Below are 19448 nucleotides of genomic sequence, written 5' to 3'. Positions count from 1 at the left end.
TGGAGGATACCGCCGTGGACGCCCCCGTCTTCCGCTCCGACTGCCCGAGCCGGCCCATCCTCGACCAGATCGCCGACAAGTGGTCGATGATGGCGCTGTCCGTCCTGGACGAGCCGCGCCGCTTCAACGACATCAGGCGCGAACTCGAGGGCGTGACCCAGCGCGTCCTCACCCAGACCCTGCGCCGCCTGGAACGCAACGGCATGGTCGAACGCCGGGTGCTACCCACCTCACCGGTGGGCGTCGAATACTCGCTGACCGCCCTCGGCGAGTCGCTGCGCGAGCCGTTCGGCCACCTCTACGCGTGGACCGTCGACCACGCCGACGAGATCCAGGCGCGCCAGAACGACTACGACGCCCGTACAGAATGAACCGATCGCCCCGCCCCACCTCCAGCGCGCTTACGTATCGTCGTTGCCGGATGAGAGGCGCGGCTGAATGCGAGTAGGGCATGGGCACTGATATCGCCGGCGGGGTGGAGTTGCGGCCGCTTGGCCCGGGCTCGCCGTGGCGGCTGGCCGACGTCGGTCTGGACGAGCTGCCTCGCCACTATGACGCCTTCGGGCTGCTGTTCGGCGTCCGGAACTTCGCCGGGTTCACTCCGGTGGCGCCCGGCCGCGGCCTGCCGGACGACGCGAGCGCGGAACTGTTGCGTCTCCGGCTCACGGACGACGAACACGATCACACCTGGGTGACCGGGACCGAACTGGCCGCCATCGACTGGGACGCGCCGGCACCCCGCGTGGACGACCGGATCCACCAGTACCAACTGACCGGCGACCGCATGGTTCCGGCGGGCAAGTCCGGCCGGAACGGGGAAGCCTGGCATGCGGTGGCCGGCGCGGATGCCGATTCCCGGGGCAGCAGCTACCCGGAAGGCACGCAATGGCGTTCCGGCAGCCGGATCTGGCGGGTGGAACGGCTCCGCGCCCGCGATGTGCTGGACGCCGACCGCGAGCTGCGGGCGTTACTGGAAACCGTGCGCGGCCTCGCCGGGCAGCACGGTGGCGACAACGTACGGCTGGTGGTCTGGTTCGACAGCTAGCACCCGTCGGCCTCCGTCACGCCTCGGCCCGCCGCGCCGGCACTTCCACGTCGCGCCTCGGTCCCGCCCGGCGGCACTTGAACGACCGAGGAGACTGTCCTCATGAAAGCCATCGTGGTGAACGACCAGGCCGCGGGAATGGCCGGGATGACGCTGGTGGAGCGACCCGAGCCGACGGCGGCGATCAACGACGTCATCGTCGAGGTGCACGCGTCGGGCTTCGTACCGACCGAAATGGCATGGCCCTCGACCTGGACCGATCGGCGCAACCAGGACCGCACACCGTCGATCCCCGGCCACGAACTGTCCGGCGTGGTCAGCGCCCTGGGCTACGGCACGACGGGTCTGTCGGTGGGTCAGCGGGTGTTCGGCCTCGCGGACTGGCATCGCGACGGCACCCTCGCCGAGTTCGTGGCCGTCGAGGCGCGCAACCTCGCGCCGCTGCCGGGCGACGTCGACTTCACCGTCGGCGCGAGCCTGCCCATCTCGGGCCTGACCGCGTGGCAGGGCCTGTTCGACCACGGCCGTCTGCAGGCGGGGCGCAGCGTGCTCGTGCATGGGGCGGCCGGCGCCGTCGGGACCATGGTGACGCAGCTGGCACGCGAGTTCGGTGCGTACGTGATCGGCACCGGACGCTCCGCCGACCGCCCGAAGGCCTTCGACTTCGGCGCCCACGAGTTCGTCGACCTCGAGAACGACACCCTGGAAGACATCGGCGGCGTCGACCTGGTCTTCGACGTCATCGGCGGAGACATCCAGGAGCGGTCCGTTCGTCTGGTCCGAGCCGGAGGAACGCTGGTGTCCGTCGTCGGGCCGGTCGAGGCGCGGCCGGCCGACGGTCTGGCCGTCGACTTCGTCGTCGAGGCCGACCGGGCCCAGCTGACCGAGATCGTCCAGCGGGTCCGCGACGGGCGCCTACGGACCAACATCGGCCACGTCGCCCCGCTCGACGACGCCGTCGCCGCCCTCAACCCGACCGAACGAAGCAAGGGCAAAACCGTGGTTCTCGTACGTCCATAGCGACCCCATGACCGGGAACCATCGTCTGACAGCGGCCGTGTCCGAACGCCCCGCCGCCTGGCTGCCGTCAGCTGTTCCTGCCGCGCCGGGCCGCGTACTCCGCCACCGCCTGCGACCCGCGGTCGGGCCGGGCGAGGTGAACGCGGCCCCCTCCTCACCGCCGCCTCGTCGCGGCCCAACACTTCTCTCGCTCGTCCGTAGTACTGGGTGAGAGGGGTGACACGGATGATTGATCTCTATCTGCTCGCGACGGTACGGATGAAGGAGTTGCGGCACGAGGCCGAGCTCGCACGGCGGGGGCGGGGCCCGCGCGACGACGACCGGGCGTCGGTGAGCCGGCCGCGGATCGTGCTGGCACAGTGGCTGATGGCCGTGGCGGAGCGCCTGTGGCCGGAAGCCGGACGCGACGTGGCGGGAGTGACGCGATGACCGACGAACGAGGCGTGATCGAGGGACAGGGTGTGCTCGACCTCAGCCACCTGAGCAGTCCGGACGAGCTGGCCGCGATCACCCGGATCAGCTCGGTCGGTGCCGTGGTGGTGCCCGAGTCGCTGGCCGGTGCGTACGCGGGAATTCCGGTTTCGGCAGTGGGCGGCACCGTCTATGTGCCGGACGGGCTGACGGTGCGCGTGCACGTCGGGCCGCTGGTGGTCGGCGGGGACGGCATCGGGTCGCCGGACGAGATACTGGTGGTGGTCGGCGTCCTGGTGATCACCGGGACGGTCGCCGGGGAACTGCCGGCCCGGATCAGCGTCGTCGGGTCGGTCTTCGCTCCGCGGGGCAGCGAGGCGGCGCTGGGCCGGGTGTTCGGCGGTGGTGTCGGCACGCTCACCTACTACCGGTATCGGGAGGGCCAGTCCGCCCCGAACGTCAAGATGCTCAGCGGCCAGGTGCGGCTGACCGGAGCCGCACTGGCCAACCCCGGCGGCGAACCCGACGACATCCTGATCGCCGCCGGCCAGGTGATCATCACCGGCGAGGTGGGATCCATCGGCTACGGCCAGATCTTCGCGGCCGGGCAGGTGCTCGCTCCGCAGACGGCGCAGGGAGAACTCGAGACCCGGTTGGAGGCACAGGGCCAGACGGTCTGGTACCGCTCCGGCGACCCCCGGGTCTTCTATGACGACACCGAGCTCGGGCCGGACTATTTCCGCCTGCTCGACCATCCGATCAGCCTGATCTCGTTCGGTGACCTGACGATCGGCCCGGGGGTCACGGCCGAGCTGCTGAAGCAGAAGGTGACCGACATCGTCGTGCTCGGCGACGTGCGCGCAACGGCCGAGACCGTGTCCGCCGTCCAGGTGCTGGCCACGGATATCTACGGTCAGATCCAGGTCGCTGATGGACCGCGCGGCTGAGTTCCGCCGGCTCTACGACACGCACCGGACGGCCGTGCACGCCTATTTCACCGCCCGAACCGGCGATCGCTGGCTGGCCGCCGACCTGATGCAGGAGACTTTCCTGCGCGCGTGGCGGCGGTTTCCCGAACTTGCCGGACGCCCCGACGACGCCCGGCGGGCGTGGCTCTTCACGGTCGCTCGCAACCTGTCGATCGACGAGCACCGCCAGGCCCGCACACGTGTCGCAACCGACGCCGCCCTGCGCGCCGAAACGGCCGACGTGGCCGCGCCCGCAAGCACTTCGGTGATAGCCGCCGAACGGGTCGCCGTGGTCAGCGAGACGATCAAGCGCCTGCCCGAGCAGCAACGGATCACCCTCACCCTGGCCGCGGCCGGCGGTCTGACCAGCGCCGAGATAGCCACCGCACTGGGCGTCCCGGCCGGAACCGTCCGCTACCGGTTGTCTTTGGCCCGCCGCACGCTGGCCGAGGCATTGAGCACCTACGACGACGTGGAGCAGTGATGAACCTCGACGACACCCTTCGAGCGTGGGCCGCACACGAGGTCGCCTTGCCCGAGACCGCCGCCGAAGAGGTCTTCCAACAGATCGTCGAAACCCCGTGGGCGGTTTCCCCAACGCGTTTGTCAGCTGCCCAGGTCTCTCAGCAGATCGTCGGGACACCGTGGGCGGGTTCCCCAGGACGGCCGGCAGCCGATCCGGTCCCCCCGCAGGTGGTCGGGATGCCGTGGTCGGTTTCGCCGCGACGGCACACGACCGGACTGAACACGCGCTGGTGGACCCGATTCTCCGGCCAGCTGGCAGCCACCGTGGTGGCCAGCACCCGGCCGCCCATGTCCGGGCTGCGGCGAACGGCCGTCGCGGGCCAGCCCTCATGACGGTCCTCATCGTCTCGTAGTCTGTGGCTGGGAACGCAGCACCGCGGCCCGGAATGCCTCGGGCGAGGCGAGGTGCTCGAAAGGAAGCTGCCGTGACGAGCGCGTCTACGACGCCGAGGCCGACCCTTACGTCACGCGGTTGGTCTGGTAGGCCCAGAGAGCGAGCTCGACCCGGTTGCGGGTGGCGAGCTTGGTCATGAGGCCGGCGAGGTGAAACTTGACCGTACTCATGCTGATGTGCAGCTCCCGGGCGATCTCGGCGTTCGTCGCGCCCCGCGCGACCAGGCGCAGAACGTCCTCCTCCCGATCGGTCAGCGGCGTAAGCGGCTGCGCGGGCGTGACCGCCGGGTCGGCACCGGCGAACGTGGCGAGCAGCCGCCCGGTGACGGCCGGGTCGATGAGCGCGTCCCCGTTCACCGCGGCGTGGATCGCCTGAACCAGCTGTTGCGGTTCGGCGCCCTTGAGCAGGAAGCCGCGGGCACCCGCGCGGAGCGCCCCGTAGACGTTCTCGTCGGTGTCGAACGTGGTGATCATGACAACCGCGACGGGCTCGGCGACGTCCGGCCCGGCGAGCATCCGAGTGGCCTCGATACCGTCCAGGACAGGCATCCGGATGTCGAACAAGCACACGTCCGGACGCAGCCGACGGGCGACCGCGACCGCTTCCCGTCCGTCCGCGGCCTGGCCGACGACCTCGATGCCCGGCTGACCATTGAGGATCGTCGACAGCCCGGCCCGTACAATGCCCTGATCGTCGGCGATGAGAACACGGATGCTCATGCCGCGGCTCCCGCGTGGGGAGGGACGGCCCGTTCGGTGCCCTGGTTGTCGGCGATGACGATAGGGATGCTCATGCCGCGGCTCCGGTGCGGGGAAGGATGGCTTGGACGCTCCAGCCGCGATCCGGATTCGGCCCGGCGGAGAGCGTGCCGCCCAGGAGCCCGATCCTCTCAGTCATACCGACCAGCCCGAAGCCGGAACGGCCGGCGGCCGAACCGACGCGCGCGCCGTCATCGGTGACCGTCAGCCGTACGTCGGTGGCACTGCCGATCACCTCGACCGCGACCCGGGTGGCCAGCCGGGCGTGGCGTTGAGCGTTGGTTATCGACTCCTGCGTCACGCGGTAGAGAGCGCCCTCGACCGCCGGCGGCAGGTTCGCCAGGTCACCGCTCAGCTCGACGCCTATGCGCAGCGCGTCGGTGCTGTCCGCGGCGAGGCCCACGATGTCGGCGATCCGGCGCTGGGCCGCCACGGCCGGTTCCCGCCCGCGGTCACGCAGCGCGGTGACCATCGTGCGCATCTCCGCGAGGGTCCGGGCCGCCTCACGGTCGATGACCTCCAAGGCCTCGGTCGCCCCGCTCAGCGACGACGAGCGTGCGAGGAAGAGCCCGGCCTGCGCCTGGATCGCGATCGCGGAGACATGGTGGGCGACGGTGTCGTGCAACTCCCGGGCCAGCTGTTCGCGTTCCTGAAGCTTGGCCTGCACGATCAGCTGTTCGCGTGCGGCGGTCCGGTGTGCGCGGACGATGGTCCGGTAGCGCATGGACGCCCCGAGGGCGGCCGCCAGCAGCACGATGGCGACCCCGGCGACGGTCTCGGCGATCCCGGGAAAGTCGACGCTGACGATGACGGTCAGCGCCACGGCCAGAACCGCCACCCCGATCACCGCGTCGCGGCCGGCACCCCACCGCAACAGCGAATATGCCAGCAGGAGAACCGCCCACCCGCCGGACAGGTTGACGGGTTCGCTTCCCACGGCGAACGCGACCACCTCGAGCACGGCGAACCCGCCGAAGGCGAACACCACGGCCGGCATCGGGTGCGTGCGCCGGACGAGGACAGCCAGCGCCAGGCCACAGCCGAACGCGATCGCGACCGGCCGCCAGACCAGCTCGCGCAGGGCCACATCGAGCACGAGCACGGCCAGCACCAGCGCAGCGGGCGCCCAATCCCGCCGGGTGTACGGCGATGAGCGCCGCCCGGCCGGATGCAGTGTGCTCGCGGCGTTGGACATGACGCCACACTAGCGATCGCGGACCCGGTCCACCCCGGCCACGCGACCAGCCGACTGCCTGGCCGATGTGCCAGGGAAACACCGTCCGGAGGACTCGGGCGCCCAGCGTCGGTGCGGCCGAGACTGTGACGACCAGCCCGACCAGAGGAGGCCACCGGTGACCAAGCTTCGCGACAACAAAGTGGACGTCAAGGTCGTGCTCGGCGGCCTGTGGGTCACCACGCTGCTGGTGTTCGCCTACGTCGACATCTTCGGCTTCTACCGCGCCGATCTGATCCACGGCGTACTCGCCCGTGAGGTGGGCGGGTTCGCGATCGACCAGATGTTCCTCGTGCTCACGACGCTTTACATCGTGGTCGCGGCGCTGATGGTCCCGGTCTCGTTGCTCGCCCCGGCCCGCACCAATCGGATCGCCAACATCGCGGTCAGCCTCTTCTATGTGGCGACCGCGGGTGCCTCACTCATCGGCGAGACCTGGGCGTACTACTTCGTCGGCATCCTGATCCAGATAGCGCTCCTGCTGGTCATCACCCGCGTGGCCTGGACCTGGCCGCGAGACGCCCGAACCGATGCGTCGATGCAATACGCGAGCGAGGGAAAATGGCCTTCCTGACCCCGGTACGGAATGAACCGACGTTGACCGTGGGCGCTTGCCCAGCTGTCCGGTGCCTCCCGCTGGCCCACCAGCTGACCGTCCTGGCCCTTCGGCTCGTGGGCGGTGGCGGTGATGACGGAATATGCGGCCTGGCCCGTTGCTCGATCCGAGGCCGAGCACCCGTCTCGGCGCGGCAGGCCCGCGGCCATGACGTCGGCCGCCTTCGTCGGAAACGGCCACCGAATACGAATCCGTTCGTTGTTGGAATAGAACCCGTGCAAAGCCGCAAAGGCCCCTTAGGAAGAATTCGCCGAGAGGCATTTCACGACCATTTGACTTCGGCCCCAACGGATGATCATGATCTGGGCCATGAACACCCGCGCCGTGAAGTCGCCCTGGTCCGGCGCCCTGACTGCTCTGGCGGGCATCGCCGTCGTCAGTGTCATCGCACTGGTCAAGGACTGGAGCTTCGGCTCCTGGTCCTGGGCCGCAGCCTTGTGTGTCGTCACCGGGGTCTCGTCCGCTGTCACGCAAGCACGCCGGAACCGGCGGCTCGACCTCGCGATCGAACAACGTCGAGCAGAGGCGGCAAGCTCGCGCTAAGTCGCGCACCTTTCCGCGGCGCGTCCGCCCCACCGCTTCCATGCGGGCAGCGCCGACCGGTTCCGATGGGTGATCGCGCGCGGCACAACTCTGGTCCCAGGACGCGCGCACCTGTCTATGGGGGCACCGGCCGACCACGCCGGCGAGATCTTGTCGTGGCGGCGCGACTGCGACGTCCGTACGGGAATGAACCGGCCTTGGCCCTCGCCCGTGGTGGCTGTGACGCCGGCTGTCGGAGCCGGCTGCCACCCGAGGGAGCACGCCATGCCGATCGACAAAATGGGACGCGAATGGACCCGGGACGGCCGCCCGGTCGGCTGGTCGGACAGCCCGTCCTATCGCAACGCCGGCAACGGGGGAGGGGCCATCGGCTTCTTCGGCGGCATGTTCGTGCTGGCCATCGCGGCCCTGATCCTTGGTGTGATCGCGTTCGTCGGGGCGCGGGCGTGGGAACTTGTCACGGTCTGGGAGCCCGGCGACGGCACGTACGAGGTGAGCGGCCAGATCCCCAGCACGATCGCGTCGCTGCACAACATTGTCGTCAAGGACGACACCATGACCGTCACCTTCGAACTGACCGGCAATTCGACCGGAATCAACTGTCCCGCTGCCGGTTCCGCGCCGCGGCTCGGGTTCGGGGAGAACGTCCGGATCGTCGCCACTCACCTGTGGGACGTCTACGACAACGACACGTTCCGCCCCACCGACTGGGAATGCCGGGGCAAGGAGGGGCAGTCCCTGACGTACGCGGCCGGGGAACCGATCCTGTTCTGGGCCAGTTTCCCGCTGGAGGACGAGTTCGATCTGGAACTGAACGCCGTCATCACGAGCGACAAGAACAGCCACTGGTCGGAGCCGTTCAAACTGTCCGACCTGCCCCGGTCGGACGCGTGATCGCCCACGAGGCTTTCGCCGATTTCGGTGTGACTGCCCGAGCGTTTGCTCACAAGGCGTTGGCGGATGTCGGTGTGACTGCCCGAGCGTTTGCCCGTGAGGCGTTGGCGGATGTCGGCGTGACCGTCCGAGCGTTTGGCGACGAGGCGTTGGCCGATGTTGGCGTGACCGCCGGCGTCGAGGAATTCCGGCTAGCCGGTAGTGGCGTTGGGTGCTCACCAGGACGACAGAACACGCCGCGCCGAGGATCGTCGAACACCATGACAGCTGTTTCGTACGCCCCGACGCAGAGCGCCCTGAGCGGCCGGACGCTGGCGGCCGCGATCCGCGAGGACGGGCCCTTGCCGGTCGCTCAGGTGCGCACGATCGCCGTACAGCTCCTGGAACTTCTCGAAGCCGCCCACCTCAGCGGTGTTGTCCACGGCAACATCCACCCCGGAACGGTTCTGCTCAGCGATGACGGACAGGCTTCCCTCCTGCACGCCTCTGGCCACGGCATCACCGACCCGTCGCGCTCCGGCGACCTGATCTCGTTGGGCGCCACCCTGTTCGCCGCTTCCTCGGGCCGGCCCGGTCCGCTGCGCCCGCTCATCGAGGGGCTGCTGGCCCCCGACCCCGCCCACCGCTGGAACATCGCCCGGGCCCGGGCCGCCCTGATCTGACGAGCCGCGGGCCACAGCACCCGCGATCGTTCCCGCCCTCGGAGCAACAGCGGCACAGGAGAAGCGGAACATGAATCGGTCCGGGGTGTCGTCAGAAGTTGCCCACTGCCTTGGCTGTTGGGGGCGGCGTGCCGATGTCCTCGACCGGGATCGTGGCCGACCGCTCCCGGGTCAGGCGCGCGGACGACACCCGGTCCAGGCGGAACCAACGTATCGCCCGGCGGGTTCGGCAGTGACCGACGAGATACCAGTGGCCTTGCGTCCGGGCGAGAACAACCGGGTCGATTTCCCGTACGGAAGCAGTGCCGTTCTGCCCTTGGTAATGCACCGCGAGAATGCGCTGCTCATGCAGGGCCCGCTCGACGGTGCGCCGGATCCGTGTGTCGCCTGGCGGCTCGGTGTGGTCGATCCAGACGCGGTCGTTGACCACGGTGGCGCGCTTGCGGGCCTGCACGTCCATCACGCTCAGGGCTTTGACCAGGGCCGCCCGCGCGTGCCCGTCGAACGGCTGGCCCTGATGCGCCGCCACTGCCGCGGCCAGCCCGGCCACCTCGGCGTCGGTGAAGTTGACCGGTGGCAACGTGGCCGCCTTGTCGACGACGTAGCCGCCACCCGGCCCCGGACGCGCCCACACCGGGAACCCCCCGTGCTGCAGTGACGCGATGTCCCGCTTGATCGTCCGCGTGCTGACCTCGAAGATCTCGGCCAGCCGCTCGGCCGTACGCCCCGAACTTCCGGCCCGGCGCAGTTCCTCCCGCAACGCGTACAGCCGGTCGGTGCGGTTCATCGGCAAATAGTGACATACCAGTGACACCACCGGCCAGCAGGATGAACCCATGAACACTTTGCTGATCAGCGGCGCCGGCCTGCCGTCGTGGATCTGGGACGACGTCCGGCCGCAGCTGGGCGAGACCTGTGTCGCCGCCCGGCCCTCTCACGGCGCTGGGCTGCGGGCCTACGCCGAGGCTGCCCTCGAATCGGCGCCGGACGGCCGGTTCGCGATCGTCGCCCACTCGGCCGGCGGCGTGATCGGCGCCGAGCTGGCGGCGCTGGCCCCCGACCGTGTCAGCGCGTTTCTGGCCGTGTCGGCCGTGATCCCCCAGGCCCGGGGCTCGTTCCTCTCCGCGCTGCCCGCCCCGAACCGCTGGCTGCTGAGCGCGGTGATGCGTGTAGCCGGCACACGCCCGCCGAACTCGGCCATCCAGCGCGGCCTGGCCCACGGCCTCGACGCCGGGACCACCGCCCGCCTGATCGCCGACTTCACCCCCGAGTCGCCCGTCCTTTACCGCGGCCGCACCACCCACCGTTCCTGGACCGGCGCCCGCGGCTACATCGTCACCGACCAGGACCGCGAACTGCCGCCCGCGATACAGCGCACCTCAGCCGAGCGTCTGGCGCCCACGTGGACGACCCACCTCACCACCGGCCACTTGCCGATGCTGGAAGACCCCAAGGCCCTGGCCGGCGCGATCACCCAGTTCCTCGATTCGGCCCAATGATCAACACCATTTCCCGTACGGGGAAACGCGGCAGCTCTGTGTCACTCCGACGACCTGGTCTCCGGCTACTCCTCGACTGTGCGCACTTCAGCCCGGCGTGTGGTGGCCGAGTTGGTCGGCGTACCGGGTGCCTGGTGGGTTCTCGAAGCTGTCACTCACCGCGTCGTAGGCCCCGCCATGGACCAGGACGCCGCCGGGAAAGACCAGTTTCGAGTTCGCCATCGAGACGGCGCGTGTGCTGATGAAGGCGGTCTGATACCCGGCCGGATATTCCGGATGCTGGGGAAGCCAGCCGGGTGTTTTGTGGCTCCGATCGGGACCACGGTGCAGTGTCCCGTCATGAGAGCGGAAGACGTACGTGTCGTAGAGGTCGTCACCGTTGCTGTCCTGCCCACCGGCCAGCACTGCGCGGTTGCCGGGCACGGCATAGCACGGAAGCTGGTTGCGTCCGCCGTCTCCCGTGACGCCCCCGGATCCGTTCCCGGACGGGATTCGGTCGGGGGCGATGACATACGTGCTCTCCGCCGGACGAGGACGGGCCGTCATCACCAGGATGCTGCGACGGCAGAGGATCGTCTTGAAATAGTCCGCGCCGTCGGTATGCGTGGCCCCTCCGGCGATGACAACTTTGCCGTCGTCCATCACCGCCACGCCGACGCCGTTGGTCCGGCCGCCGTGCGAGTTCGGCGTGGTGTTGTCCTCACCCGCGACGACCGGCAGCGGTGCGCCCGTCCGCCATTCTCCAGTCTCGGGCTCGAAGTAGTCGGTGTCCACCGCCTGCACCGACACCCCGTCGGTGGTGGTTCTCCAGAAGACATGGCCACCGACCACGAACACCCGGCCGTCACGGAGGCGGACGGCGTTGCCGAACAGATGTCCACGCCCCAGGGTGGTTCGGTGGTGATCGCTGACCCGCCTCGTGTAGTCCCAGCGGCCCTGCACCACGACCGTGTCTCCGGTGGGAACCGCGGTGCGCGGATCGACCGCCTCGACCGTGGAGGTGTGCTCGGCGTCGTAGACGAACGCCTGAACACTGCCGGCGCCCGTCGTGGCTCCGTCGTCACCACGTCCGCCGACCGCGAGCAGCCTTCCATCACGCAGGCGGGTGACCGGTGTGAACAACCATTCCTGCCGTTCGGGCAGGTCCCCGGTGCGGGACCACTTGTCGCGGCCGGGGTCGTAACGATAGGACAGCCGATTGGCGCCGCCGGGTTGGGACAGGCTCCCGCCCGTCACGATGACGTGGCCGTTGCTCAGCACCCCCACCGCGACGTTCCGGTCCATGCGCTTGGCCGGAGGCACCGGCGCGACCTCACGGAACCGCCGTGTCACGACGTCGTAGACGATAACCCGGTTGCTGTCGGCCGGATCGTCCGGTGTTCCGCCGGCCCAGAGAACCTGTCGATCGTTCAGCTTCACGCCGCACGCCCCGTCCTTACCGACCGGAAGCGTGTCCGCGGAGAGCAACCAATCAGCGCTCATGCTGGCCAGTGTCGAGCACCGGGTGCTCGCGCGTTCCGGGAGAGTCCCAGATCCGTCGGTAGGCACCTTGCACAAGCAGCCACGCCGCCCACCGGCTGATCAACGGGTCACCGCTGCGCGCCGCCGACGTCAGACATCGAAGCGAACCGGCTGATCGTCGCCGCCATCACCAGCCCACCCGGACGCACGCCGACGTCTCACAGGACCGGATACCTCAGCCCGGCACCGGATGAGGTCCTTCTTCGGCCGCCGATCCGGGCTCCGCCGCGATCGTGACGTGCCGCCCGCCCGCTTCGAGGTCAGGCGTGCACGTCCCCGGCGGCGGCGCGTCGATCCGGACTCCGCCGCGACCATGACATGCCGCCCGCCCGCTTCGAGGTCAGGGGCGAAGGTCCCCGGCGGCGGCGCGTCGATCCGGCTCATCGATCCGGCCCGTCAGCCTGATCAGCGTGAGAATCCGATCAGCGCGCTCAACGGGCCAGAGCCTCGATGACGTCGGCCAGTTCCGAGGTCGGGCGGCACCCGTCGAGTTCGAGCGTGGCGCCCTGACGCAGAAGCGGTTCGACCGTCCGGACGTACTCGGTGATCTCGGCTCGCTGCTCGGGTGTGCGCCCGTATGGATTCGCCCGCCGCGCCACCCGCTGCAGTAGCACCTCGATCGGAGCACTGAGCAGAACCACGTGATCGAAACGGTCGTAGAAGTGGCCCTGGTTCTCCACGGTTCCGGACACGACGACACCGTCGTTCGACGCGAGCAGTTCGGTCATGCGCGGCTCATCCCACCGGCCGTCGTCCCGAGTCCAGCCGTCGTAGTCGGTGTCCACAGTGAGCAGGCCCCGTCCGCCGAGTTCGCGCAGAACGGTTGTCTTGCCCGTCCCCGACATGCCCGTCACTAGAACCCTGGCCATGCCCCGTACGCTAGCGCCTGATCAGAGTTGCCCGACGCGCGCCACCACCCCCAGCCGCGTCAAACCGCGACGTCACGACAGTTTCAGCAGCACGCCGCGACTGGCGAGGTGCTGAGTGACCGAGGCGGCGATGGCCCGCTGACTGGTCGCCTCTTCGGTGTTCTGCACCCTGGCGCTGACCTCCGCCCACTCTTCCAGGGCGTGGACCACCAGCTTCCACTGGACGCGGCTGAGCGTGACCGTCGCCGTCTGCCCCGGCGCGGGCCACGTCTCGAAACCCTCGACGGTGTGTGGCCAGCCCTCGACCTGGTCCCACCCGGCCTGGCGGATGCTGGTGGCCAGCCTCGTCACCCGGGGAAGGTCGGGCGATCCGAACGACGCGCCCGGATCCCCTTCGTCGTCGAACTTCCGCATCTCCGTCGCGGCACTGTCGATCGCCGTCTGGGCATGGTTGTCGAGAGTGCCGTCGATGGTCAGCCAGTCTCGGATCAGCATCTGGATCGGATAGGTGGTCGGCCCCGTGGAGTTCGTCATGCGGTGAATCCTGGCCCAGGGGTACGACAGTTTTTCGCTTAGGGTGCGCCCATGCGATCACTTCTCACCGCGATCACCGCCCACGACGAGGCCACGGATTACCTGACCTGGCCGGGCGACTTCGAGCTCGACCGCAACGACCACGTCGAGCCGGTGCACCTCGCCTCGGGCGCGACGCTCGAGGGTTTCGCGGGCGACGGAACCGGCGGCACATACTTCTTCTGCGGCGACGGGGGAGAGGAACGTCCCGTCCTGTACGCGGATTCCGAAGGCGGCGCGGCCCTGATCGCGATCGGCCTGGAGGAGCTGTTGCAGCTGCTGCTGGTCACCCCGTGGTGGCGCGACTTCGACGATTTCACGGCCGAGGAGTGCCGCAAGCTGGAGGCCGAGTACCTGGAGGACATTCCCGAATTGTTCGCCCTCCGCGACCGGGCCGCCGCGGCCCTCGACATCACCCTGCCCACCGAGGCCGAAGTCCTGACCCGCCTGCGCCACACCGCAACCGTGACCGGCCAGGACTTCGTTCTGATCTTCACTCCGGAGGGCAACCCTTACGACAACCTGTTCAACCGCTGGGGAGCGTGAACCGCACCGGCCGGCGACTGCCGAGATCTCAACAACCATTTCCCGTACGGAGGGCCCGAGAGGTCACCGAGGATCGGCCGTGTCCCAGACGTACTGGAACTGGCCGGGACTGAGCTGCCAGCTCTCGAGGACCGTCAGCAGCTCCGGCTCGTCGGCCGCGGAGGCACTGCGCACGCGAACCGCACCGATGTCGTAGTCGTAGCCGTCGATCAGGTCGGCGTCGTACTCCCAGTGCTCGATCCGGAAGCTGCGGGCCGTGCTGCGGTGCGTCCACCCCTCACGGTGCGCCTGGGCGTCGTCGGCGACCTCGCCCGGGGTGATGTCGACGAAGGCACGTCGCTGCGGTGCCGACGCCGCCACCTCGACTGCCAGCCGCCGGCCGAGCCGAAGAGCGGTCAGCTTCTCGGTCGGCCAGTCCGGGCGATCAGTCACCCGGTGAGGTTAACGCCGGTCACGGCTGGCGTGCGGGCACGCTCAATCCGGCCGCGCCCAGGACCTCGTCGGCCTCGACCTCGGGGACGGTCAGCTTCGGCTCGCGCACCCGGGGGAGCGCCCACGCGACCAGGGCGGCGGCGAGGACGGCCAGGACCGCGCCGGTCACGAAGACCGCCACGAATTGCGTTTCTTGCGGGAGAGGCACCGTACGGGAAATGGGGTTGCGGGTCATCATGGTGATCACGAAGGCGGTGCCGAGCGTCATCCCGACCGAGCGGGCGATCGAGTTGACGCTGTTGGCGATGCCGGTCTCGGCCGGTTCGACGTGGGCGATCAGCAGTGCCGGCAGGGCCGCGTAGCCGAACGTGACGGCGGTGTTGACGATCAGGGCGCCGGCGATGACCTCCCAGGTGGCCGAGTGCAGCACCGCGAGCATCGCGAAACCGGCCCCGGCCAGCACCGCCGCGATCACCAGGGTCGCCTTCGCTCCGAACCGGGCGACGAGACGGCCGCCGAGGGGTGCGGTGATCACGCCGGTGGCCGTGCCGGGAAGCAGGTAGACGAGGCTGGCCGCCAGCACGGACGCGCCGAAGCCGTAGCCGGCGATCTCGTGCGGCGTCTGGACGAGCGCGGAGACGGCCAGGAAGACGGCGAACATCGAGAAGCCGAGGAACAGGCCGGCCGCGTTGGCCACCACGATCGGACGGTGTGTCAGCATGCGCGTGCTGACCAGGGGATGGGCGATCCTCCGCTCGTACAGGACGAAAGCAGTGAGCACCACAACCGAGGCGGCCAGGGAACCGAGGACGCGCGGTGAACCCCAGCCCCAGCCGTTGCCCTCCTCGAGCGGCAGCAGGAGCAGCACCAGGCCGAGGCCGAGCAGGGCGGCGCCGGCCCAGTCGAGACCTCCGGTGGCCACGCCGGCGCGGCGGGGGAGTTGCCACACCCCGGCCAGGCCGATCGCGGTGAGGGCGGTGGCCAGCCAGAACAGGCGGTGGTAGTCGCCGCCGTCGCGCATCAGCAGGCCGGTGACCGCCAGGCCGAACCCGGCGCCGACCGAGAGCATGCCGCTGACCAGGGCCATTGCGCCGGTCAGCCGCTTGGGCTCCAGCTCTTCGCGGAGCATGCCGATGGCCAGCGGGAAGAGCCCGAAGCTGGCGGCCTGGGCGACCCGGCCGAGCAGCAGCAGCGGAAGGCTGGAGGTGGTGGCGGCGAGGACCGAGCCCAGGAGTACGAGGATGAGCACGCCCAGCATCACCGGGCGGCGGCCGTGCAGGTCGCCCAGCCGGCCCAGCGTCGGGGTGAACACGGCCGCGGCGAGCAGGTTGGCCGTGACGACCCAGCTGGCCGCGCTGGTGGTGACGCCGAGGTCGGCCTGGATGTTGGCGACGACCGGGACCACGAGGGTCTGCAGCGCCGAGACGAGCAGCACCGCGTAGCAGGCGACGGGTAGCGCGAGACGCGCTTTGAGGCTCATGACCCCGAACGCTAGACGCGTAGCCCAGCATTCTCAACACTGTGTCGAAAATTAAGGATGTGACGTCGATTCCAGCCGATGGCCTGTAAAGTCGACGCCGTGCCAGCCATTAAGAGCCGCCGTGCCCCCACCAAAGGCGACCAGCGTGAGCGGGCCCTGATCGACGCCGCCCGGGCCGTCTTCCGCGACAAGTCGATCAGCCAGGTCACGATCGACGAGCTGGCCGGCGCGGCCGGCATCGCCCGTTCCGGCTTCTACTTCTACTTCGAGTCCAAGCAGGCGCTGCTGGCCGCGCTGGTCGACCAGCGCCTGGCCGAGGCCGACCTCGAGATGGCCGAGTGGCTGGCCTCCGACGGCCTCGACCGCGACGCGTTGCGCCGGGGCCTGGCGGGCGGGCTGGCCCGCTGGAAGGTCGACGGCCGCTGGTTGCGCGAGGCGTTCATCACCCCCGACCCCGGCCCCGAGGTCCAGCACGTCCGCGACCGCCTGGTCGACGAGGGCTGCACGATGTTCAGCAAGCGCATCGAGCGGGACGCCCGAGCCGGCCGTACGGTGTCCGGCCCACCCGACCTGATCGCCAAGATGGCCGTGCACCTGCGCAGCATCACGTTCGCCGACGCCTACGCCAACCCCGGCCGCCACAACGAGGACGAACTGCTCGACACGTTGACCGACGCCATCCTGCGCCTGGTCTACGGCGCGTCCCCCACCGGCTTCGACAACGAGCAGTAGCGTCCGCCCGCCGTCCGGTGGAGGGCCGCACCCTTCCATGCCTCACGGTCATCACATCAAACCAATTTGATGTATTCTGCGGGCTGGGGATCGGCGCCCGGAGAGTTTCCCGAGCCCGGAGCTCTCACCGAGTTCGAGCGGGTGCCGGCCAGCTCGCCGGGTGGATCGGTTTCCTGCCGCACACCCTTGCGACCAGACCGGAGGAGTCATGACCGGGCCCGCCGATGATGGCACCGTCAGCGTGCGTTATCTCGTTGACGACGTCGCCACAGCACTCGCCTTCTACACCACCCACTTCGGATTCACCCCGATCACCACCTTTCTGCCCGCGTTCGCCGACGTACGCCGGGGCAACCTGCGGCTGCTGCTGTCCGGTCCGGACAGCTCCGCCGCCCGGCCCATGCCCGACGGGCGCCGCCCGCAGGCCGGTGGCTGGAACCGGATCCATCTGATCGTCGCCGACATCGACACCGAGGTGGCCCGGCTGCGCGCCGACGGCGTCGGATTCCGCAGCGACGTCATCTCCGGTCCCGGCGGCCGGCAGATCGTGCTCGACGACCCGGCCGGCAACCCCGTCGAGCTGTTCGAACCGGCCGGCAGCTGAGTCACCCGTCGTCCGATGGTCTTGCCGGCGCCCCCGTGAGAAGCTCGTGACAGCAGCCGTCCTAGATGCGGTGCCGCGGCTTGGGGCCCGCCGCTTCCAACTCCTCGGCGATGCGGACACGCAAGGGCTGCAGCACGTCCGAAGCCCGGTCGCCGGACTGCCGCACCGCTCTTTCGGCGGCGACCATTTCCTCGACGTACGGCCACTCGACGAGCGCACGACTGCTCGCGAACAGCAGGGCGGCCACGTCGCTCGCTTCGATCATGCCGTCGTGGAGCCGGTCGAACGCGTCGAGCAGGTTCGTCAGCATGCGGTGCTCGTCGATCGGCATGCGCCGAGCCTAACGGCGGCCCGCTAGGATTCCGCGCCATGTGGATCGAGGAGACCGTGGCCGGCCAGCCCGCGTGGCGGCACGAGGCGTCCGGTGTGGTGTTCCGGAAGGTTCCGGGTGGCACGTTCCGGATGGGGCTGTCGGACGAGGAACTGGACGCGGTCCGCGCCATCGAGCGCGCCGGCGGTGTCGAGGACACGGTCGACTCGTTCCTGGAGGGCGCGACGGATGCTCAACCCGTACGGGAAGTGCACGTCGAACCGTTTCTGATCGCCCGGCACCCGCTGACCGTCGCGCAGGTGCAGCATTTCCTGCCCGACTATGACGACGACTACGCCGAGAATTCCAGCACGACGGCCCGGCTCGAGGACGCGCTCGACGACCTCCTGGCGGCGTTGCCGTTCCGGCTGCCGAGCGAGGCCGAATGGGAGTACGCGGCCCGCGCCGGCACCACCACCCTCACGTTCCGTGGCGACGACAAGCCGTCCGAGGACGATCTGCTCGACAACTTCGCTTCCGAGGCCCGTACGGCCGAGGCCGAGAACGCCTTCGGACTGGCCGCGATGGGTTCGGCCAACGAGATCTGCGCCGACGTGTGGATCCCCGGTTTCGCCGGAGCGCCGTCCACCGCCGAGCCCCGCACCGGCGACGGCCCCCGAGCAGTCCGCGGCGGCGCGGCCGACCTGTCCCCATGGCAGGGCTGCGACGAGTGGCTGCTGCTGCTCTCCGCCACCCGCTACGAGCACTACCAGTTCACGTCGGTCCGCCCCGCGGCGCCGCTGCCGACATAAGAGTGTCCCGGGCTGGGTTCGAACCAGCGACCTCCGCCGTGTCGGGGCGGCGCTCTTCCAGCTGAGCTACCGGGACCACGTACGCCGCCAGGGACTCGAACCCTGAACCCGCCGGTTAAAAGCCGGCTGCTCTAGCCATTGAGCTAGCGGCGCGAAGTGTCGCCGGGTGGGTTCGAACCACCGGCCTCCGCCTTATCAGGGCGGCGCTCCAACCTGCTGAGCTACGGCGACTTGAGCGGAGAGCGAGGGATTTGAACCCCCGACAAAGGTTTCCCCTTGCTGCGGATTAGCGGTCCGCCGCCTTGAACCGGACTCGGCCAGCTCTCCACGCGCGCCCCGTACCGGGATCGAACCGGCGACCTCCCGCTCGACAGGCGGGCGCTCTCCCATTGAGCTAACGGGGCCTTCCAACAAGCCCATTGAGTTGACGGGACTTGCCGCAAACGCTGCGGGCGGAGGATTCGAACCTCCAACCTCCCGGTTCAGAGCCGGACGTGCTGCCAGTTGCACCAGCCCGCATCGGTGATGCCGTACCGCGGGCGGGATTCGAACCCGCACTGAGCCGAGCTTGAATCGGCTGCCTCTGCCGTTGGGCTACCGCGGCGTACCGTGCCTCCCGCCGGAATCGAACCGGCGACCTCACACTTTTCAGGCGTGCGCTCAACCATCCGAGCTCGAGAGGCGTGTGACGTGTCCTCGGAGAGATTCGAACTCCCGGCCCTCGGATCCGTAATCCGATGCTCTATCCGCTGAGCTACGAGGACGTGCACTGTGGATTTGTCAAGGAGCACAAAAAAGCCGCCGGGCCCGGATCGGGGTCGGCGGCTTCGGCCTGGCTAGCTTCTCGCTAGCGGCGCCACCGACCCCGGCTGCTGACAAAGCGCACGACCTGATCGCGCGACATGAGTCGCTGCGAGGTGATCGAGGCTTTGCTCAACATCGGAATGCTCCTGACGTGGTCGTCGGTGGTGATTCCCAAGGTAGGCAACCCGCGCGCGGC

At 69.4% G+C, this 19448-nt stretch carries 25 protein-coding genes and 9 tRNA genes; 16 read left to right on the top strand and 18 right to left on the bottom strand.

What is annotated here, in order from left to right; genetic code table 11:
- Nucleotides 1-14: 14 nt before the first annotated feature.
- From JIG36_RS34045 to JIG36_RS34015, 7 genes are all read left to right on the top strand, one after another.
- Nucleotides 15-371 (top strand): winged helix-turn-helix transcriptional regulator, encoded by a 357-nt coding sequence (locus JIG36_RS34045; protein WP_307873021.1) that lies wholly within the window; start codon nt 15-17, stop codon nt 369-371.
- Between the two features lie 80 nt (nt 372-451).
- Nucleotides 452-1045 (top strand): hypothetical protein, encoded by a 594-nt coding sequence (locus JIG36_RS34040; protein WP_203380521.1) that lies wholly within the window; start codon nt 452-454, stop codon nt 1043-1045.
- 102 nt (nt 1046-1147) lie between these two features.
- Nucleotides 1148-2065 (top strand): NADP-dependent oxidoreductase, encoded by a 918-nt coding sequence (locus JIG36_RS34035; RefSeq protein WP_203380520.1) that lies wholly within the window; start codon nt 1148-1150, stop codon nt 2063-2065.
- 225 nt (nt 2066-2290) lie between these two features.
- The gene (locus JIG36_RS34030) at nt 2291-2494 is read left to right on the top strand and encodes a hypothetical protein (protein ID WP_203380519.1); all 204 of its coding nucleotides are present in this window, start codon (nt 2291-2293) and stop codon (nt 2492-2494) included.
- Nucleotides 2491-3423 carry a hypothetical protein gene (locus JIG36_RS34025; protein WP_203380518.1) on the top strand — a complete coding sequence of 311 codons (933 nt, stop codon included), beginning with the start codon at nt 2491-2493 and terminating at the stop codon, nt 3421-3423. The genes JIG36_RS34030 and JIG36_RS34025 overlap by 4 nt, the downstream gene beginning before the upstream one ends.
- Nucleotides 3407-3928 (top strand): RNA polymerase sigma factor, encoded by a 522-nt coding sequence (locus JIG36_RS34020; RefSeq protein WP_203380517.1) that lies wholly within the window; start codon nt 3407-3409, stop codon nt 3926-3928. Before JIG36_RS34025 ends, JIG36_RS34020 begins: the two co-directional genes overlap by 17 nt.
- Nucleotides 3928-4302, top strand: a complete 375-nt coding sequence (locus JIG36_RS34015) for a hypothetical protein (protein WP_203380516.1) — start codon at nt 3928-3930, stop codon at nt 4300-4302. The genes JIG36_RS34020 and JIG36_RS34015 overlap by 1 nt, the downstream gene beginning before the upstream one ends.
- Nucleotides 4303-4428: 126 nt before the next feature.
- On the opposite strand, the gene JIG36_RS34010 is transcribed toward JIG36_RS34015, so the two are convergent.
- Together JIG36_RS34010 and JIG36_RS34005 are read right to left on the bottom strand one after the other, a co-directional pair.
- The gene (locus JIG36_RS34010; RefSeq protein WP_203380515.1) at nt 4429-5082 is read right to left on the bottom strand and encodes a response regulator; all 654 of its coding nucleotides are present in this window, start codon (nt 5080-5082) and stop codon (nt 4429-4431) included.
- Nucleotides 5083-5152: 70 nt separating this feature from the next.
- Nucleotides 5153-6316: a sensor histidine kinase gene (locus JIG36_RS34005; protein ID WP_203380514.1), complete on the bottom strand. Its 1164-nt coding sequence runs from the start codon at nt 6314-6316 to the stop codon at nt 5153-5155.
- Nucleotides 6317-6473: 157 nt separating this feature from the next.
- On the opposite strand from JIG36_RS34005, the gene JIG36_RS34000 reads away from it, so the two are divergent.
- The 4 genes from JIG36_RS34000 to JIG36_RS33985 all read left to right on the top strand — a co-directional run bounded on the left by JIG36_RS34000 (nt 6474) and on the right by JIG36_RS33985 (nt 9070).
- Nucleotides 6474-6929, top strand: a complete 456-nt coding sequence (locus tag JIG36_RS34000; protein WP_203380513.1) for a DUF6326 family protein — start codon at nt 6474-6476, stop codon at nt 6927-6929.
- Nucleotides 6930-7280: 351 nt separating this feature from the next.
- Nucleotides 7281-7514 carry a hypothetical protein gene (locus tag JIG36_RS33995; RefSeq protein ID WP_203380512.1) on the top strand — a complete coding sequence of 78 codons (234 nt, stop codon included), beginning with the start codon at nt 7281-7283 and terminating at the stop codon, nt 7512-7514.
- A gap of 264 nt (nt 7515-7778) precedes the next feature.
- Nucleotides 7779-8408, top strand: coding sequence for a hypothetical protein (locus JIG36_RS33990; protein ID WP_203380511.1), 630 nt, complete (start codon nt 7779-7781; stop codon nt 8406-8408).
- A 260-nt stretch (nt 8409-8668) separates the two neighbouring features.
- Nucleotides 8669-9070 (top strand): protein kinase family protein, encoded by a 402-nt coding sequence (locus JIG36_RS33985; protein WP_203380510.1) that lies wholly within the window; start codon nt 8669-8671, stop codon nt 9068-9070.
- 91 nt (nt 9071-9161) lie between these two features.
- Here the strand turns inward: JIG36_RS33985 and JIG36_RS33980 are convergent, their stop codons facing one another.
- A complete protein-coding gene (locus tag JIG36_RS33980) occupies nt 9162-9857 on the bottom strand; it encodes a helix-turn-helix transcriptional regulator (protein ID WP_203380509.1) in 696 nt (231 codons plus the stop codon).
- 49 nt (nt 9858-9906) lie between these two features.
- Between JIG36_RS33980 and JIG36_RS33975 the strand changes: the two genes are divergently transcribed.
- Nucleotides 9907-10569, top strand: coding sequence for an alpha/beta fold hydrolase (locus JIG36_RS33975; RefSeq protein WP_203380508.1), 663 nt, complete (start codon nt 9907-9909; stop codon nt 10567-10569).
- Nucleotides 10570-10656: 87 nt separating this feature from the next.
- Here JIG36_RS33975 and JIG36_RS33970 read toward each other — a convergent pair whose 3' ends face one another.
- The 3 genes from JIG36_RS33970 to JIG36_RS33960 all read right to left on the bottom strand — a co-directional run bounded on the left by JIG36_RS33970 (nt 10657) and on the right by JIG36_RS33960 (nt 13493).
- Entirely contained in the window at nt 10657-12051 is a 1395-nt protein-coding gene (locus tag JIG36_RS33970) for a Kelch repeat-containing protein (RefSeq protein ID WP_203380507.1), read from the bottom strand.
- A gap of 470 nt (nt 12052-12521) precedes the next feature.
- Complete coding sequence (locus tag JIG36_RS33965; RefSeq protein WP_236048706.1) at nt 12522-12959, bottom strand: AAA family ATPase; 438 nt, start codon at nt 12957-12959, stop codon at nt 12522-12524.
- A gap of 72 nt (nt 12960-13031) precedes the next feature.
- Nucleotides 13032-13493, bottom strand: coding sequence for a hypothetical protein (locus JIG36_RS33960; RefSeq protein ID WP_203380506.1), 462 nt, complete (start codon nt 13491-13493; stop codon nt 13032-13034).
- A gap of 51 nt (nt 13494-13544) precedes the next feature.
- Between JIG36_RS33960 and JIG36_RS33955 the strand changes: the two genes are divergently transcribed.
- Nucleotides 13545-14078, top strand: coding sequence for a hypothetical protein (locus JIG36_RS33955; protein WP_203380505.1), 534 nt, complete (start codon nt 13545-13547; stop codon nt 14076-14078).
- A gap of 63 nt (nt 14079-14141) precedes the next feature.
- Here the strand turns inward: JIG36_RS33955 and JIG36_RS33950 are convergent, their stop codons facing one another.
- Both JIG36_RS33950 and JIG36_RS33945 read right to left on the bottom strand, forming a co-directional pair.
- Nucleotides 14142-14510 (bottom strand): hypothetical protein, encoded by a 369-nt coding sequence (locus JIG36_RS33950; RefSeq protein ID WP_203380504.1) that lies wholly within the window; start codon nt 14508-14510, stop codon nt 14142-14144.
- Nucleotides 14511-14529: 19 nt separating this feature from the next.
- Nucleotides 14530-15990, bottom strand: coding sequence for an MFS transporter (locus JIG36_RS33945; protein WP_203380503.1), 1461 nt, complete (start codon nt 15988-15990; stop codon nt 14530-14532).
- Between the two features lie 99 nt (nt 15991-16089).
- Here JIG36_RS33945 and JIG36_RS33940 point away from each other — a divergent pair, with 99 nt between their 5' ends.
- Both JIG36_RS33940 and JIG36_RS33935 read left to right on the top strand, forming a co-directional pair.
- The gene (locus JIG36_RS33940; protein ID WP_203380502.1) at nt 16090-16722 is read left to right on the top strand and encodes a TetR/AcrR family transcriptional regulator; all 633 of its coding nucleotides are present in this window, start codon (nt 16090-16092) and stop codon (nt 16720-16722) included.
- Between the two features lie 241 nt (nt 16723-16963).
- The gene (locus JIG36_RS33935) at nt 16964-17326 is read left to right on the top strand and encodes a VOC family protein (RefSeq protein WP_307873020.1); all 363 of its coding nucleotides are present in this window, start codon (nt 16964-16966) and stop codon (nt 17324-17326) included.
- A gap of 61 nt (nt 17327-17387) precedes the next feature.
- On the opposite strand, the gene JIG36_RS33930 is transcribed toward JIG36_RS33935, so the two are convergent.
- Nucleotides 17388-17657 carry a hypothetical protein gene (locus JIG36_RS33930; protein ID WP_203380500.1) on the bottom strand — a complete coding sequence of 90 codons (270 nt, stop codon included), beginning with the start codon at nt 17655-17657 and terminating at the stop codon, nt 17388-17390.
- Between the two features lie 38 nt (nt 17658-17695).
- On the opposite strand from JIG36_RS33930, the gene JIG36_RS33925 reads away from it, so the two are divergent.
- A complete protein-coding gene (locus JIG36_RS33925; protein ID WP_203380499.1) occupies nt 17696-18448 on the top strand; it encodes a formylglycine-generating enzyme family protein in 753 nt (250 codons plus the stop codon).
- A 3-nt stretch (nt 18449-18451) separates the two neighbouring features.
- Here JIG36_RS33925 and JIG36_RS33920 read toward each other — a convergent pair.
- The 9 genes from JIG36_RS33920 to JIG36_RS33880 all read right to left on the bottom strand — a co-directional run bounded on the left by JIG36_RS33920 (nt 18452) and on the right by JIG36_RS33880 (nt 19212).
- Nucleotides 18452-18524 (bottom strand) — tRNA-Val (locus JIG36_RS33920).
- A gap of 4 nt (nt 18525-18528) precedes the next feature.
- Nucleotides 18529-18601: transfer RNA gene (locus JIG36_RS33915), tRNA-Lys, on the bottom strand.
- 4 nt (nt 18602-18605) lie between these two features.
- A tRNA-Ile gene (locus JIG36_RS33910) sits at nt 18606-18679 on the bottom strand.
- A 5-nt stretch (nt 18680-18684) separates the two neighbouring features.
- Nucleotides 18685-18775: transfer RNA gene (locus JIG36_RS33905), tRNA-Ser, on the bottom strand.
- A gap of 5 nt (nt 18776-18780) precedes the next feature.
- A tRNA-Asp gene (locus JIG36_RS33900) sits at nt 18781-18852 on the bottom strand.
- Between the two features lie 42 nt (nt 18853-18894).
- Nucleotides 18895-18967, bottom strand: a tRNA-Gln gene (locus JIG36_RS33895).
- A gap of 12 nt (nt 18968-18979) precedes the next feature.
- Nucleotides 18980-19052, bottom strand: a tRNA-Leu gene (locus tag JIG36_RS33890).
- 6 nt (nt 19053-19058) lie between these two features.
- A tRNA-Phe gene (locus tag JIG36_RS33885) sits at nt 19059-19131 on the bottom strand.
- An 8-nt stretch (nt 19132-19139) separates the two neighbouring features.
- Nucleotides 19140-19212 (bottom strand) — tRNA-Arg (locus tag JIG36_RS33880).
- Between the last annotated feature and the right edge of the window lie 236 nt (nt 19213-19448).

Source organism: Paractinoplanes ovalisporus, from assembly GCF_016834655.1.
Lineage (GTDB): Bacteria > Actinomycetota > Actinomycetes > Mycobacteriales > Micromonosporaceae > Actinoplanes > Actinoplanes ovalisporus.
The sequence above is the reverse complement of the archived record's forward strand: the minus strand, read 5'-3'. Positions and strand labels throughout refer to the sequence as shown.